Source organism: Streptomyces sp. NPDC058534 (assembly GCF_042717365.1).
Lineage (GTDB): Bacteria > Actinomycetota > Actinomycetes > Streptomycetales > Streptomycetaceae > Streptomyces.
This window is the reverse complement of the sequence record NZ_JBHXNW010000101.1, coordinates 1-15,842: the sequence shown is the minus strand read 5'-3', so window position 1 is coordinate 15,842 and position 15,842 is coordinate 1. Positions and strand designations below refer to the sequence as shown.

Genomic DNA, 15,842 nt, shown 5'->3' with positions numbered 1-15,842 from the left:
CGCATAGGCCAGAGCGAAAACCCTCGCTGGCTCTGCTCCGGCCCGTGCTGCCCGCCGCGCCACCCCGGCCCACCGTCGCTGCGCCGCGGCCACTTCCGGCACACCCCGCACGTCCAGATACTCAAGAGGCTGGTCGGCATCCGCGTCCAGAAGCCACCGCCCGTGCCGGACACACACCCGCTCCCATCGCGGCGCGTACCGCACTACCCGCACGACCGTCCCCGTGCGCCGGGCCGCGCACAGGCGGCAGCCGAACGCCGCTGGCCCGGCGACCGTGCCCCCCCGGTCCGCCACGCCGCCGCCGGCACCCGGTTCTTTCCGGCCGACAGCTTGGAGTCCTCCTGCCCCCAGGAGGACAACGCCCGCGCCAGGACGTCTTCCTCGACGCCGCACAGGCCTGCCAGGAGCTGCCGTCCGGCTGCGTTCAGCAGTACCTCGGCGTCGGCCCGTGCGCCCCCGCCGTCGTGCCCTGGCGGGTAGTTGCGCCATGTCCAGTACGACCGCAACGCCTTCGCTTCCATCCCGTAGCGGCTGGCGATGCGGCAGATCAGCGACGAGGTCGTCTCCCCCTGCAGGGGAGCTGTCCGCAGGAGGCCGTGATGCTGGTTCACTCCACCACGGTCTCGTGTTCACCGATCCGGGTGGGCGTTTCTGGGGAGCCCTGATCAGTTTCCGTCACTCGAACGGGTGAGCGGTGTATCGCTAACCGTAATCATGCGACAGAATGCCTGTCCGATCTTCAGCCTGCCTGGTGGTGCCGACTTCTAACATGGCCTCAGGTACGGGGGGAGCGAGTCTTGGGGAGGGGACGCGCGGGTGAAGGTTCTCAGGCCGACGCAGCCGACGAGCGAGCAGCTCACCGTGATCACCAATCACAAGCCGGGGGTGTTCGTCGTACGTGGTGCCGCTGGCAGCGGCAAGACCACCACCGCCCTCTACCGGCTGAAGTTCACCGTCCGGTACTGGCAGCGGCGCCGCCGTGACGGCTTCATCGACGGCCCCGTCCGCGTCCTGGTCCTCACCTACAACAAGACTCTGCGCGGCTACATCGAAGAACTGACCAAGGAACAGATCAAGGGCAACGACGTCGAGCTGACGATCTCCACCTTCGCCAAGTGGGCCACCGACCGCGTGCCCTACGAGCGGATCCTTCAAGAGCACGAGCACAACGGAAAGCTGGACGCCCTGGCCGCGGCCCTGCCTCTGTCCGAGGACTTTGTACGCTCTGAAGTGGACTATGTCCTGGGCCGCTTCATGCCGGACCGCCTGGCCGAGTACATCGAGTGCGAGCGGCAGGGCCGTGGCCGCTCCCCGCGCATGCCGGCCTCTCTGCGCCGTCGGCTGCTGGACGAGGTGATCCTTCCTTTCCAGGAGTGGAAGAAGGAGCAGCAGGCCTGGGACTGGTCCGACCTGGCCAACGCCATGGCTGCCAAGCGGGCCGACGACCCGTACCACGTCGTCGTTGTGGACGAGGCCCAGGACTTTTCCGCCAACCAGGTCCGGGCGGTCCTCAACCACGTCACCGACGAGCACACCCTCACGTTCGTCCTCGACGCGGCCCAGCGCATCTATCCCCAGCGCTTCACCTGGGCTGAAGTCGGCTTGAGCGTGGGGCCGCACAACAGCAAACTGCTGTCGAAGAACTTCCGCAACACTCGGCAGATCGCTGCCTTCGCCGCCCCCCTGCTGCGCGACGTAGAGACCACGGACGACGCCGCGATCCCGGACCTCTCCTCGTGCGGGGAGGACGGCGATAAGCCCTTGCTGGTCCAGGGAACCTTCACCCAGCAGATGGACCACGTCGTGCAGTTCCTCAACGACCTCGGCCCGGAGAACGACGAGTCCGTCGTCATCCTCCATGCCAAGGGCGGCGGCTGGTTCAGCGAGGTCAAGGCACGCCTGAATACAGCCGGGCTGGCCTGGGTCCCGCTCACGCGTACCGGGGAATGGCCCACCGGCCCGGTGAACGTGGCGCTGTCGACCATGCACTCCGCAAAGGGCCTGGAGTTCGACCATGTGATCATCGTCGGCCTCAGCAGCGAGGTCATGCCGCACGCCACTGAGCCCGGTGACAGCGAGCGAGACGCGCACCTGCGCCTGCTGGCCATGTCCGCTGGACGGGCCCGCAAGACCTTGACCATCACTTACAAGCCTTCCGAGGCCAGCGACCTCATCGCCTGCATGGACCCGGACGCCTATGACGTGAAGGCCGTATGACCACCACAGAGCCGAGTCCGCCCACATCGGATGGCGAAATACACACTGAGGGAATCAGCACGCTCATCCAGGAACGAAAGATCACCGAAGTGGTGCACTTCACCACCAACCGTGGTCTGCTCGGCATCCTCGTGCGGCGGCTGTGCAAAGCTCGGGCGCTTCTTGCCCAAGACGAGTACCTCGAGAGCATCTACCACGAGAACTCCAAGTGGCGCCGCGAGGACCCGAAATACTGGCGGTACGTGAACCTCAGCATCAGCGAGCCCAACCACCGCTTCCTGCGCATCAGCAGCGAAGACTGGTGGGCGAACGAAGACCTGTTCTGGGCTGTCCTCAGCTTCGATCCAGTGATCATGACGCACCCCGGCGTCCTGTTCGCCCCAGGCAACATGGGATACGAAGGCATCACCCCCATCGAGGGACTGCCCGGAGCCGAAGCCCTCTTCGCTGACCGCGTCCCCAAAGGCTTCAACAAGACGATGCCGCGCTGGGACCGAGCGCCCCACCTCCCGACCAATCCCCAGGCCGAAGTGCTCTACCCGCAGGCCGTCTCAACCCGACACCTGCAGCGCATCTACGTCCTCACCGACGAAGACGCAGCGAAGGCCGAGGCCATTGTCAGTGTCAGCGGACATGATGAGGTCGACATCATCGTCGACCCGGTCACGTTCGGCAGGTAAGGACTACGGTGAGCGCCATGCAATGGGAGGCAGTACGCGCCTCAGCCCAGTGGGCGGCGTACGGAGATGCACTCGGCTTCATCACCGAACTGACCGACACCACCGGTGTGCGACGACGCATCGGACAGGATGAAGTCACCGCGACCGTGCCCTGGAAGAGGCGCGTGGGAGGCCGCTACGGACGCGACATGCCTCTCCCCGCAGGCGCGTACTCCGATGACACCCAACTGCGCCTTGCAACTTCACGCGCCATTCGCGGAGACGGAGAATTCGACGCCGAGGCATTCGCGAAGATCGAAGTCGTTGCCTGGCAGGCCTACGCCCTCGGCGCCGGCCGCGGGACCAAAGCGGCAGCCACCGGTTTGATGCGGATCGAGGCCAAGTGGTCGCAGAACATCTTCGCCACCAAGGCCGCCCGCTACGTCGACATCGGCGGCAACGGTGCTGCTATGCGTATCCAGCCCCACGTCTGGTCCGCACGGGACCTCGCCAACTGGGACAACATCACCCGCGACGTCGTACGCAACGCAGTCAGCACCCACGGACACCCGCGAGGCATCCTCGGCGCCGTCCTGCACGCCGTCCTGCTGGCCCACACCCTGGACACCAATGAAGTTCCCGGGCCCAAGCAGTGGCGCCCCGCAGTCGATTGGCTGGAGCAGGTACCGGACGTCATCGCAAAAGACGACGAACTTGCATATCTGTGGCTACCCACGTGGAGTGATGCCGCTGGCATCGACTTCCGCTCGGCCGCCGTCACCGTCGCCAGCGAATGCCGCGCAGCACTCGAGGCCTTCGACCCCACAACGCCCCTTACAACAGAGACCTACGCTGCCCTGGTGCAGCGGTGGGGCGGCTTTGACGACGCAACGCGTGGATCAGGCACAGTCACCACTCTGCTTGCCGCGGTTCTGGCACATGCCTATGCCGATTCCTCAGAAGCCGGCCTGCTCCTTGCCGCTAACACTCTCGGCTCGGACACCGACACGATCGCCACCATGGCTGGCGCTCTTCTAGGCGTCGTCACGGCAGGCCCCCCACCTGGCACCGTGCAAGATGTCCAGGTAATCGACTCCGAAGCACGCCGCATGTGGGACATTTCTCAAGGGCGTGAAGCCTCCACATTCGCCTACCCAGACCTTCTGCGCTGGAGTCCGCCCAAGGCCACGCTCGATCTCGTAGGCCACACGCCAATGGGGCCGGCACTGGCCGGTCTGGGGCCCCTCACGCCTGCGGATAAACCGACAGCAAGTAACCAGGCCACATACGTGTGGGGCACTTTGCCGTTCGGCCAGAGCGTCCTTGTCCGCGCCAGGCAGGATCTCAGGCCTCTGGATGAGAACCTGCTCCCGGGGGATGTGCGACCACCGCGGAGCCGGCGGGCTGCAGACGTCCCGAAAGAGCAGCAACCCCTCTTCGACGCTCCGGTGCAGGCTGCCGCATCCGCCGATCAAAGGCCCGTCCTTGCCGGGACTGCACCTGATGCTGTGAGCGAGCGCGCCCACCGGCAGGCACCACCGTCCATTGAGGAGATCGTTCAAGAGCTGGCGAGAAACGGGTTCACTCCCGAGCAGGTAGGCCGGGCGTTGCTTCATCAGATCCGAGGTGGTCGGTACGGCGTCGAGCGGGCCGCTGCGTTCGCTGGACTCCTGGCTCGTGCGTACCACAGCGAGCAGGAGCGCCGTCGCTGAACTAGAGCTGCCTGTCCACGCTGATGCCGATGTCGGCCAGGAGTTGCTGCTGGTCACGATGCAGGAGCCGCCATGCCTGGCGTTGGGTGGTGATCCATCGTGTTGCCCGTGGGGTATCGGGGTGAGCACGGGTGTGGTGGTAGGCGTACTGCCACCGCATCGGCCAGGGTGGGTTCCACCACGGGTCCAGGCCTGCCAGGACCCGGGCTTGAGGCGATGTCCCGGTCTTCTTGCGGGCGCGTTGGCGGTGTCCGGCCAGCCAGCGCCCGATCGGGAAGCCTTCGTGCTGCTCGCTGGCGTGGGCAGCAAGGTGTCCGTGCTGGGCCCTGTAGGAGCGGGCATGGGCGACGTCGGTATCGAAGCGCGGCGTGGTGGTCAGTCGGCGGAAGTCACGCCGCGGGCCGACCCGCGCCCGGGCGGCCTCGGGGGTGATGCCGATAGCGGTGAGCAGGTGCTGCTGGCCGGGGTGGAGGCTGTCGTAGAGGGTGCACTGTCGCTTGACCCAGATACCCAGGGCGTCCTTCCCGACGGGAAGGACGCCCACCGTGTCGGCTCTGCGGCCGGCACGTATGCAGTCGCGGGCGCGGTAGTAGTTGCGCTGCCAGTGCAGGTCCCACGGCGGGTTCCACCACGGATCGATCGCGGCCAGTTGTCCGAGGTGTGGTGAGGCGGGCTCGCCTTTCCGGGCGCGCTGCTTGGCGCGGTTGCGCTGGCCGAACAGCCACATTCCGAGCGCGAATCCGCTCTGCCGTGTATCGCGTGGAACGGCCAGGTGCCCATGGACGTCGGCCCAGGCCCGGGCGTGCACCAGCGCGCTTTCGAACCCGGCACGGTGGTCGGGGCGCTGTCCGAGCCGGGGAACCCCCAGCGGCCTCTGCTGCGCGACCGCGGGAAGGCCTCCCACTGCTTCCGCACCTTCCGCGTCACCTTGTGGGCCACCCGGGGCCCGCAAGGGTGCAACAGAGGCACTGGCCGTGGCGGCCGGTACGTCGGCGATGGCCGTCTCAGGCTTCAGACCGAGCTGGTCGAGGAGATCGTGCTGGCCCGGCAGGAGGAGGTGGTAGCGGCGCTGTTGGATGCGCAACCACTCCTGCGCCTGCCTGTCCATGAGCACTAAGCTCGCAAGCATCTCCCCGCCCCCCGCCTGTTGGAGCTGTTGGCGCGCGTGCTCGTAGGAACGCTGCCAGCACAAGTGCCAGGGCGGCCGCCACCACGGGTCGATCCATGTCAAAGCCTCGGCACGGTCTGGCGACAGCACTCCGCGCCCCATCTGGCCGCGCCTGTCGGAAAGCCACCGGCCCAGTGGGTAGTCCTCATGCACGGTGCTGACACTGACTCCCGCCAGGCTTCCGTGCTCCAGAGCCCAGGCCCGGGCATGGGCGAGCGCCTCTTGCTCCCCGGCGCGCTGACTGCGACGCCGGGGCCGGGCATCCCGAGCCGCCTCGGCATCGATGCCCAGCTGTGCAAGGAGCCGTTGCTGCTCAGGATGCAGATCCGGATACCGGGTGCACTGGAGGTACAGCCACTCGCCCAGGCTGAGGCCGGTACCGGGAAATCCTCCCCGCGCATCCAACGGGCCCTGTTCCGCGACGTGGCACCTGGCCTGGTGGTAGGTGCGCTGCCACAGGGTCGGCCACGGCGTGTCCCAGTACGGGTCCAGTGCCCGCAGCGCGGTGCTGCGCCAGGCAGGCATCCCCAGACGGAGCATGCGCTGGTTGGTCATCCACGCCCCCAGAGGAAAGCCGTCCTGGAGCGTGTCCGCCCGTGTGGCCAGATGCCCCCGCGCAGCCGCGTAGGCCCGGGCACGAGTCAGGCCCGCTTTGAAGGCCTCGTCGGCCTGGCGGCTGTGCCCGCGCCGCCGTTTGGTGGGCGGAGCCTCTGCGGCTTCACCGCCGGCCATCTCCCGCAGGTGCTGGGCGAGTTCCTCAGCCAAGGGACGAGGCCGGTGCGCGGGATGGACCTTCCACAGCAACCGCTGCCCGTCGCCATCGGGCACTACCGCCGCCTTGCTGCACTGGTGCGCCCAGGCGAACAGCGGTCCGTCCATGCACGATGCCAGGCGATCAGCGAGCCAAGGCCGCCGCAGACAGCACGCCAGCTCATCGATGAGCACGGGAAGGTCACCCAGGCAGAAAGGAAGGTGGCCGCGCACCTGGGTTGTGATGCGGCGCCTCATCGTCTGGTCTACCAACATCTTGCCAACGGCCACCGTCTCCGGATAGGTGACCAAGCCACGGGCCAGGACTCGCCACCGCCCCGGCTCCTCGCCCTCCGGAACCGTCGCACACAGCCGTGCCTGCCACAGAGTTTCTTCCGGCCACTTTTGCGCCCACCACCAGGCTGTGACCGCCTCAGCAACCTCGAACGCCGAACCAGCGACGGGACAGCGGCGCAGCAGCCGGAGGTGATCCTCCTGCGCCTGGACCACCTCCGGGCATCCGGCCAACCCCACGACACGGCCCCCGCTGCCAGGCACGCCCATCAGCCAGCACCGGTGACGTGGGCAGACCCGCTGGTGCGCCGCCAGGTACACCCGGGCTGGCGCAACGCGACCGGTCCGCGCAGCCACACAGCCCGGGCACGCCGGACCCCAGGCGGCAACCGTCTCCACCCCGTTGCGGAGCCGCGCCGCCGGCCCCTCCTGCGAGGGGCCCAGCGGCTCCTCCCGCGTCCAGGCCGGCAACGCACGGCGTAAGCCCACCTGCGGCACACGACACAGCGCCGAGACCGGGTCCCGGGCCGCGGGGTTCAAGAACACCTCACTGTCGCCCTGCTGAGCCCCGACGACGTCCTGCTGGCCGCCCACTTCGGTAACCGACGACAGCAGACTCCGCACCGTCAGGCCGTACCTGTCCGCGATCCGCCCAAGGAACGACAGCGTCATCTCACCCTGCAGGGGAGCCACCCGAAAGGCACCCGCAGCCAGCAAAGGCTTCCCCCACCCATTCCGTCGCTTGTGATACTTATCGTGCTTCGGCTCAACAAGGGGCCTTGTCCCCGAATCCTGGACACGGGTTACGCGGCTGGTGCCAGCGTAGTTGGTGTGAGTTGGAGGGCGTCCTCGAAAGCGATCGGTGATCGTTGTCCGAGACGGGAGTGACGGCGGCGGGTGTTGTAGCGGTGGAGCCATCTGAACGCGTCGAGTCGGGCCTCGCGCGCGGTTGGCCAGCTCTTTCGTCCTTGGAGCGTCTCGCGTTTGAAGGTCGCGTTGAAGGACTCGGCGAGCGCGTTGTCCGCGCTGGAACCGACCGCGCTCATGCTTCGCCGGAGCCCTGCTGACCTGCAGGCTTGGGCGAAGGCCCTGCTCGTGTACTGGGCTCCGTGATCGGTGTGCATGATCGATCCGGCGAGGCTTCCGCGGGTGCGGATCGCCGCGGCCAGGGCGTCGGTCACGAGGTCCGTGCGCATGTGGTCGGCGATCGCCCATCCGGCCAGACGGCGTGATGCGAGGTCGATGACGGTCGCCAGGTAGCAGAACTTCCCGCCCTCGATGGGCAGGTAGGTGATGTCGCCGACGTACTTCGTGTTCGGGGCCTGGGCGGTGACGTCGCGGCCGATCAGGTCCGGCGCCTTGGCGGCGGCCGGGTCGGGGACGGTGGTGCGGTGCCGGCGGCGCAACCGGATTCCTTCGATCCCGGACGCCCGCATGATCCGGGCGACGCGCTTGTGGTTGATCGCCTCGCCGCTCTCCTCGCGGAGCTCGGCGGTGATGCGCGGGGCTCCGTAGGTGCCGTCCGACTCGTGGTGCACGGCCCGTATCCGGGCCGCCAGGTGGGCGTCGGCCGCCTGCCGTGCGGCCCGGTCGGCGGCCGTCCGCCGCCAGTAGTAGAAGCTTGAGCGGGCGACGCCGAGGATGCTGCAGAGCCGCTTCACGCCGTAACGGCGCTGGAGGTCGGCGACGCACTGGAAGCGGTTCACCAGCGTGTCTCCCCGGCGAAATACTTGGCCGCCTTGCGCAGGATCTCGCGTTCTTCCTCCAGTTCACGGACCTTCTTGCGCAGGGCAGCGTTCTCCGCCTCCAGCGGCGTGGGCGGCTCGACGGGCGCCTCTGCCCGGCGACCCCGGGGCCGGCTCACGCCGGCTGCCCGGACCCAGTTCCGCAGGGTCTCCGGGTTGATCCCCAGATCGGCGGCGACCGACCTGATCGTCGCCTCGGGCCGCGACTCGTACAGCGCGACCGCGTCCGCCTTGAACTCCGGCGGGTAGTTCTTCAGGACCACGAGATGTCCGTTCTCAGATCCTCAGGACCCAGTGTCTCGTGTGTCCAACATCAGGGGTCAAGGCCCAAGCTGTAACCGAGTATTTCGTTGGCGAGTCTGCGCGTAGTTGCCTCTGACCCGGATCACAGGGTCAACGCCTCTTGCCGCCAGCTGGGTATCCGTTGGCATACCACCAGCTGTCGATGTCCCCCAGGCCGGACAGATCCGGCTCCGGCAAGCCCGGGTCGACCGTCGCCGCAGTGCCTTCGGGAACCAGCACCACCTCAATGCTCCCCTTGTCCGATCCACGGTCGAACGTCTTCAGGACCTCCAGCGCTTCCGCCTGACTAGCGCAGATCGGTAGGTGAACTGCGAAAACGCGTGAACTGCCACCGTTGTGTGCCCCTGCGCGAATCATCAGGCGCATGGCCTCTTCGAAGCACTCCAGGCCACCCACAGTGATCCGGTAGTAGGGGCTGCCCAAGTCTGCGTGGTCACCGTTGCATGCGGATTTGGTGGCTTGTGGGCGGCAGGAGTCGCACTGTGCGCCTTCGGCCGGCACACGTACCCGATCGCACGACGCGCACAGCCACGAGCCGCACCCCTTACAGCGGTTCGGTGCGGGGAAGCCCACAGAGTGCATTCCCACTTCTCTGGGCAACTGCTCGTCGCACGGGCACGATGCCAGCCGCGCGTGCCGTTCTGCTTCCGCTTCGGCAGTCCGGCGTTGCCGTTCCGGCTCTTCCTCCGCCCAGATCCTTGCCCGTTCCGCGTTTCTGAGGTTCCGGGCTCGGATGCAGTTCTCGCGCTCCTCGTCACTGAGATGGGTCCAACAGGCAGTAACGGGCGCCGGCTCTCCCGTGATCGCGGGCCAGTCAGTGGGCCTGCTCTGACAGCGGCGCGCCGTGCTCTTCGTCATTCGGGTGCACGTCGCCTCGCCCACCGGCTCGGGGAGCATGACAGAGGGAGGGAATCTCTGCGTCCCCTCCGACTCCTGCGGGTTGGAGCACCCACCGCAGCGGACACCTGCGCCTGCTACGAACCGGTTGCCGCAGTCCGCGCACAGCCATGCGTCGCACCCTGAACAGCGGTACTGCGAGCCGTAGGCCAACGAGTACCGGCCGATCGCGTCCGGCACCGGCCCGCTCACCGTGCGCATCACGCACAGGGAGCAGCGGTTCGGCAGCGTCGGCGGCAGAGTGTCGGTGCTCGGCATCCGCCCATCATGCCCACCCGGAATGAGCCGAGCCCACGCTTCACACCGGAATGGACCCGATCGAGTTCGCCCGCTAACGGGGCACTCAGTCCCGCCGCCCCAGGCACGAAATCATCAACTGAAACGCTCAGTCACACAAGCCGGTGCCGGGCTTGCGGCCGGCGCCAGGTCAGTAGTCGAGGTCGAGGTAGTCGATGTCGTTGAGGGTGACGTCGGAGAGTCCCATGGCGCGGCCTCCACCGTCTTGGAAGTAGATCTCTTTGAATCCCTCGGCGATGATCCCCCGCATCTCCCGGTCGCTGGCGCCTGTGTTGCGGGCGTCGAACAGGCGTTGCGCGTACGCAGGGGGAAGGTGCACGGTGAGTCGGCGGAAGCGTCCGTCGTCGGTCGTGCCGATGGGCGCGGTGTAACCGAAGCGGGCCCTGGTCTCCACCGTGATCCCGCCGGAGGCCGCGGCTTGCTTCTGCCGACGCTTGCGCACCTGCGGCTGCCACCGCTGCCGTACTGCGTCGTCGATCCGGTCAGCGATTGCCTTGGGCGGGTGCTTGCGTTCGCCTTTGCGGTAGCGCTCCACCGACCGCTGGCTGACCCCGAGCTCCGCCGCGACGGCCTTGGTCGTCTTGAGCTGCTTCATCAGGAAGTTGATGCGGGCCTGGAGGGTCTTGGGCGGTTGGCGGGTGAAGGCTTCCCGGTCGGCGCGTTCGATGGCGTCGTCGATCTCTGCCACGGTCTACTCGCCTTCGTCGAGGACGGCGTCGCCGCCCTTGATGTGCCGGGCCGGGTTGTAGCCCTTCTCCATCAGGTCGACCGCCCACAGCATCGACTGGACGCCCTCCAGTTTCGCCAGACCGGGCGTAGGCCCGAGGCGGAATCCGCCGGGCTGCGGCTTACCGGACGCGGCGTAGGGCAGGAAGTCCAGCGGGCTCTCCCCCGGCGAGGGGTAGACGACGCAGTCGGACAGCACGGCGAGCGGGAACAGGCCCGTCATCTTCGCCATGTTGCCCAGCTTGCGGTGCATGTTGACCCGCGCTTTGGAGATGACGGCGGCGCGGATGTCGGGGCGCCAGGTGGGCCGCTGAAGGGCCGGCCACCGCTCGCCCTCCTTGTAGGACTTGCCCTGCGGGCGCTCCCTGAGCTTGCCCACGCCGCCCTTCACCGTGGCCTTGATAGCGGACAGGACGGCCGCCAGAGCCGGGTCGACGTCCTTGTGCCGCTCCATCGCCGCGAGGAACGCGCGATCGTCCAGGTCCCGGGTGACACCGAGGTCGGCGAGGGTGTCGACATAGGCGGTCTTGAGCCGGTCGTGCCACGGATCCAGGTAGGCGCCGGTTTCGCGGCGCAGGTACGCCTCGATCGGGTGGACGTCGTAGCCGAGCTCCTGGGCGTAGGCGACGGTGTGCGTCTGGTACCAGGCCGGGCCCGTCGGCCGCTCGCCGGTCGGCGTGAACGGCGACGGCAGGCGCGGGTCCAGCTCGATGGGGGAGAGGTCGACCAGCCACGAGCCGGGGATCTTCGGGTTGAACTTCGGGGCGTGGAAGTGGTCGGGGGCGGAGAGGCCGACGACCAGGCGGGCCGCGGCGGCGAGGAAGGCGGTGTTGAGGTCCAGGCCGACCGTGAAGGGCAGTGTGCACTCCTCATCCGTCAGCAGGTCCACCGAGCGCACCCACTGGTACGCCTCCTCGTTGAGGAACCCGCCACTCCAGCCGGAGTCCACGACGACGGGGTGCTCCGGGGTGGCCTCCGGCGGCGCCGGGTCCATCGGCTCCGTCCCCAGCGAGCCCGGGTTGTAGCCGGACACCCAGTTTCCGGTTGCCGGGTCCTGCACGGCCTTCGTCGGCGGGCGCAGCGCCGTCATCAGCTCCAGGCCCGACACGGCCGTCGACCCGCGCGGGGTGATAACCCGGGTCGCGTACACACTGAGGACGCGGGCGATGTCGGCCGGCTCCATCTCGGAGACTCCGGGCCAAGACCGCTCATCAAGGGCGTCCCAGGACAGGATCGCGAGTTGCACGCACTGCCGCTCGCGCCCCTGGGCCTTGCGGTAGATCCGCGCCCACGGCCCGAACCCACGCTGCGTCAGCTGCCACTTCGCCTTCACCACCTGTTTGACCACCGGGTGGTCCTCGGGCAGGCGCAGGGAGCGGCGCTGCTCGTGGCCCTCCAGGCGCTGCGGCAGCCCCAGCTTCACGGCGGCTGCGGCGGTGAGCACGATCAGCGGGTCGGAGTCCTTGCCGTACCGGTTGAGCTTCGCGGCTCCGAGGCCGGACTCGCGCAGCGTCCACTCCACCAACTCCGGCACCGTGCGCGCGGGGCAGTCGAGCACGATGCCGCCCACGCCGTACGCGGAACCGTCACCGTCCAGCACCGCGAGCGGACCATGCGGGAACCGTGAGTCGGCTACAGGCGCGGCACGCTTGTTCGCCGGACGGCGCGACGTCGCCGACTCAGCCTGGACGACGGGCGCCTCCACTACGGCGGGCGCCTCGGGCGCGGCCGGGCCGGTGAACGTCTCCGCAACCGGCTCCGGGCTGAGCGCGGGAGCCGGGGCGGGCGTGACAGCGGGAGCTCCGTGGGCCGGGTACTTCGCGGCCCACCCGTTCAGCAGCCGCTGGTAGGCCTCCAGGCGCGGCGACTTCGGCTCCGAGCGGCCGTTCTCCCAGTTCTTCACCGACTGGGTCGTCGTCTTCAACGCGGTGGCGAGGCGGGCCTGGGTGATGCCGGCGGCCTCACGAAGCCGGGCACGCTCCGCCGGAGGCGGGAGATGCGGCTCCTCGTTCAACAGAGCGTCGACGGACGCGAACAGCTCTTCCTCAGATGCCATTCCCTGCACCTTCACGTCAGGACCAGATACTGCTTAACCAAAAACTTAGCCCACTTCTTAACCTTCCCGTGCCCACTCCAACCCCAGCACGGCAAGCGCGGCGAGTTTGTCGACGGTGAGCTTCGCGCGGCGGCTTTTGCTGTTGCTGAGGAACACTCCGAGTCGGACTTCTGTCCCGCCCTCCAGCCGCTCTACGTGGGCCCTGGGTACTGTCACGGAGCCGGTGCGGGCCTTGTACTGCGCCAGGGCCGCTACGCCTTTCTCGAAGGCTCCCACGGGCGTGGTGGACGGCTTCGCGGGCGCTTCCGGCTCCGGGGCGGGTGGTGTGATGCCGAGCTGCTCCAAGCGCTCGCGTTGCCCGACGGTCAGGGCCTGCCAGACCGCCGGTTTCTGCTGCCGGGTCAGCCATTTCCCGATGTCCATGCCGTGGACCGTGAACCCGGGCAGGACCTCTGCTTGGCCCTCTTCGTCGGCCATCAGTTCGCGCAGCGCGGCGTAGTGCCGTTGCCAGTCCGCCGGCCACTCGGGGTTCCAGTCCTCGTCCACGGCTTCCAGTGCTGTCTTCCATTCGGGGTGGTCGTCCAGCGCACCAGGACGCCGCAAATTCGCGAGCCACATCCCCAATGGTCTATCCAGCATGGCCGCCGTGCGGGGCGCGCAGAGTGTCCAGTGTTGGTCGTAGTACGCCTTCGCGGCTTCCAGGTTCTCCTGGAACCTCTCATCCGCCACCGACCACACCATGCCGAGCCGCTCCAGCCGCTGCGCGCGCTGCCCGTTCATCTCCCCGGCCCCGTACGCCCGTCGCTGCTCCGCCACCCACTGTCCAAGAGGTGTCGCACCCTCGCGGTGTCCGTAGGGCACGCGGGCGTTCCCGACTCGCTCGACGTACGTCTTCAGCTTCGCCCAGCCGCGGGCCCAGTCCTGACGTTCGGTGTCGATGACGTTGAAGCTGACCCAGTCCGCGACCATCACCGGATCCCTGGGAGCGGCAAAGCGGAGCAGCAGGCGGGATTCGTCCTCACCTTCCTCGGGCGGCGCACCGATGTGCTGGGACGGTTGCGCGACGTCCTTCTGCGGCTCCTGCGGAATCGCAAGCAATTCGATTGCCTCTTCGTCGTGAGCGCGCAGGCCTTCCAATACCTTCACCAACGGGCGATACGATCCCGAGGTGAACATGTCTTCCGGCTTTTCCCCGGGCTGGAGAAATACCGGCACGATCAGAGAGGCGACCTTGCCCTGTCCCGGCTTCTGACGCAAAGCGCGTCCGATAGCCTGGACGATGTCATGCGGCGCGCCCTTGGGGTCCAACAGGGCAACGCTGTCCACCGCTCTAATATCAACGCCTTCCCCCAGGACGCGGCAATTCGAGAGAATCGCGCGCAGTGCCGTGATGCCGAATTTGCCCAGGACTCCGCGTCGGCGCTCGGGCACGTGCTCGCCGCAGAGCCAGTCCGCCCAGATCTGCGCCGGGTACCGCTCCGGCTGGTCCGCGTGCAGCTTCGCCGCCACAGGCTCCAGGCCCTCCGCATAAGCCTGAGCCTCTATCGTCCGATGATGGAAGGTGATGCACGTCTGCAGACGGTGCTGCGCCATGGTGTGCAGGAGCGCGGCCTGGAGCGCCCCGAGCCGCTGTCCCCGCACTTCCTCACTGCGCCGCTCCTCGCCCATCAGCCGCTCCGGGGTGACGACCGGGTCCTGGAGCTCCAGCACGATGATCTGGTACCGCGCCAGCAAGCCACGTGACACGGCTGACGCCAGCGACAGCTTGTACAGGACGGGCCCGAAAACGTCCTCGTCGTCCATGGAAGCAGCCATCTCCTGGGGCAGCGCGTCCCGCACGCCCTCAGCGATCTCCCAGCTCGGGGGCCGCTCCTGCCAGATCCGCGGCGTCGCCGTCAGATACAGCCGGCGCGCCGCCGGGATGACTCCCTGGTCGTGCACGGCAGCCCAGGCCTTGCCCATCGACCCGCTTGTCCTGTGGGCCTCGTCGACACACACCAGGTCCATCGGAGCCAGCTGCTGGCCGTAGGCGCCCTCGAACGCCTCCGCGAGGACACCGAGACTGGCGTACGTCGCGTAGATGGTGACCGGCCCCTGCCCGTGCCACAAGGCCAGTTGCACAGGATTGGTCGTGCTCCTGACCTTGAGGCTCCACAATTCCGGGTCGTCCTGGAGCGAACATACCGCGACCGCCGGACCCGTATGCCCAGCCGCATTCCACGCCTGCACCGTCTGACTCAGCAGATCCAGCGTCGGCACCAGAACGAGAATGCGCCCCTTGGGTGCGATCCGCCTTGCCGACGCAGCCGCAATGATGGTCTTCCCAGTCCCACACGCGGCGTGCACCTGACCACGCAGACCATTCACGGGAATACCGCCCGGCGGGACATCAAGCCCGCGCACAATAGCCGCAACAGCCTCGATCTGATGGTCACGCAGCTTCACGGCCATTCCCGTGTTCTCCTCTTCGCGGAATGCGGTCCGTAACCTGAAAGGGAATCCCGGAGTGGCGAGAGGTCCGGGGTGGTGCTGTCTGTTCCCAGATCCTACACAGTGCCTTACCATGATGCATCACCCATGCAGGAGGTTCGCCCTCCAGGATGACACTTGGCTGATTCCCACCCATGGAGACAGGTTGGCGTGTACGCTGACGAGGTGTCGTTGGGTTGCCCGTACGGACAGTTGAGCACGGGGGAGGGGTTCGGGTGGAGCGCAGCGGAGCCCGTCACTGCGGTGGGGCCGGCACCTGTTCGGCCGACGATCCGTCACTTCCGTTGCCGGGGTGGCGGCTGGGATTCCCAGTAGCTACGCAGGCCCGCACATGATGCACTCCCCTTACTGCCAGCTCTGGCACCCGCGCAAGCGCGGGTGCCAGTCAATTCGCGCTTGCGCGAATTGACTTCCCGTCGGAATTCCGTTTACGGAATTCCATTCCCGCGTTTACGCGGGAATTCGAATTTCGCAATCCGTAATGGGTCACTTTTCAACGCGCCCCCCCCTGGCTCGTAATAAAAACTC

10 protein-coding genes are annotated in these 15,842 nt (G+C 67.6%); 3 read left to right on the top strand and 7 right to left on the bottom strand.

The window, feature by feature from the left end; all coding sequences use genetic code 11:
- Positions 1 to 203 precede the first annotated feature (203 nt).
- Entirely contained in the window at positions 204 to 611 is a 408-nt protein-coding gene (locus tag ACFWR9_RS38325; protein WP_383851021.1) for a hypothetical protein, read from the bottom strand.
- Positions 612 to 816: 205 nt separating this feature from the next.
- Between ACFWR9_RS38325 and ACFWR9_RS38320 the strand changes: the two genes are divergently transcribed.
- From ACFWR9_RS38320 to ACFWR9_RS38310, 3 genes are read left to right on the top strand one after another with little or no spacing between them, the layout of a single operon-like run.
- Entirely contained in the window at positions 817 to 2,217 is a 1,401-nt protein-coding gene (locus ACFWR9_RS38320) for a 3'-5' exonuclease (RefSeq protein WP_383851018.1), read from the top strand.
- Complete coding sequence (locus tag ACFWR9_RS38315) at positions 2,214 to 2,897, top strand: DarT ssDNA thymidine ADP-ribosyltransferase family protein (RefSeq protein ID WP_383851015.1); 684 nt, start codon at positions 2,214 to 2,216, stop codon at positions 2,895 to 2,897. Before ACFWR9_RS38320 ends, ACFWR9_RS38315 begins: the two co-directional genes overlap by 4 nt.
- A 17-nt stretch (positions 2,898 to 2,914) precedes the next feature.
- Positions 2,915 to 4,588, top strand: coding sequence for an ADP-ribosylglycohydrolase family protein (locus tag ACFWR9_RS38310; RefSeq protein WP_383851056.1), 1,674 nt, complete (start codon positions 2,915 to 2,917; stop codon positions 4,586 to 4,588).
- Position 4,589: 1 nt separating this feature from the next.
- On the opposite strand, the gene ACFWR9_RS38305 is transcribed toward ACFWR9_RS38310, so the two are convergent.
- From ACFWR9_RS38305 to ACFWR9_RS38280, 6 genes are all read right to left on the bottom strand, one after another.
- Positions 4,590 to 7,493, bottom strand: a complete 2,904-nt coding sequence (locus ACFWR9_RS38305) for a Helicase associated domain protein (protein ID WP_383851012.1) — start codon at positions 7,491 to 7,493, stop codon at positions 4,590 to 4,592.
- Between the two features lie 110 nt (positions 7,494 to 7,603).
- A protein-coding gene (locus ACFWR9_RS38300; protein WP_383851009.1) for an IS3 family transposase occupies positions 7,604 to 8,808 on the bottom strand; the annotation gives its coding sequence in 2 pieces (ribosomal slippage) (positions 7,604 to 8,517 and positions 8,517 to 8,808; 1,206 coding nt in all).
- Between the two features lie 130 nt (positions 8,809 to 8,938).
- Positions 8,939 to 9,271: a hypothetical protein gene (locus tag ACFWR9_RS38295; RefSeq protein ID WP_383851006.1), complete on the bottom strand. Its 333-nt coding sequence runs from the start codon at positions 9,269 to 9,271 to the stop codon at positions 8,939 to 8,941.
- A gap of 901 nt (positions 9,272 to 10,172) precedes the next feature.
- Positions 10,173 to 10,730, bottom strand: a complete 558-nt coding sequence (gene tpg, locus ACFWR9_RS38290; protein WP_383851003.1) for a telomere-protecting terminal protein Tpg — start codon at positions 10,728 to 10,730, stop codon at positions 10,173 to 10,175.
- Between the two features lie 3 nt (positions 10,731 to 10,733).
- Positions 10,734 to 12,824, bottom strand: a complete 2,091-nt coding sequence (gene tap, locus ACFWR9_RS38285; RefSeq protein WP_383851000.1) for a telomere-associated protein Tap — start codon at positions 12,822 to 12,824, stop codon at positions 10,734 to 10,736.
- A gap of 57 nt (positions 12,825 to 12,881) precedes the next feature.
- Positions 12,882 to 15,275, bottom strand: coding sequence for a Helicase associated domain protein (locus tag ACFWR9_RS38280; protein WP_383850997.1), 2,394 nt, complete (start codon positions 15,273 to 15,275; stop codon positions 12,882 to 12,884).
- Positions 15,276 to 15,842: the final 567 nt, after the last annotated feature.

Excerpts from the sequence above, each read along its gene's own strand:
- ACFWR9_RS38315 (WP_383851015.1), top strand. The coding sequence starts at position 2,214 with ATGACCACCACAGAGCCGAGTCCGCCCACATCGGATGGCGAAATACAC.
- ACFWR9_RS38310 (WP_383851056.1), top strand. The coding sequence starts at position 2,915 with ATGCAATGGGAGGCAGTACGCGCCTCAGCCCAGTGGGCGGCGTACGGA.
- tap (WP_383851000.1), bottom strand. The coding sequence starts at position 12,824 with ATGGCATCTGAGGAAGAGCTGTTCGCGTCCGTCGACGCTCTGTTGAAC.
- ACFWR9_RS38280 (WP_383850997.1), bottom strand. The coding sequence starts at position 15,275 with ATGGCCGTGAAGCTGCGTGACCATCAGATCGAGGCTGTTGCGGCTATT.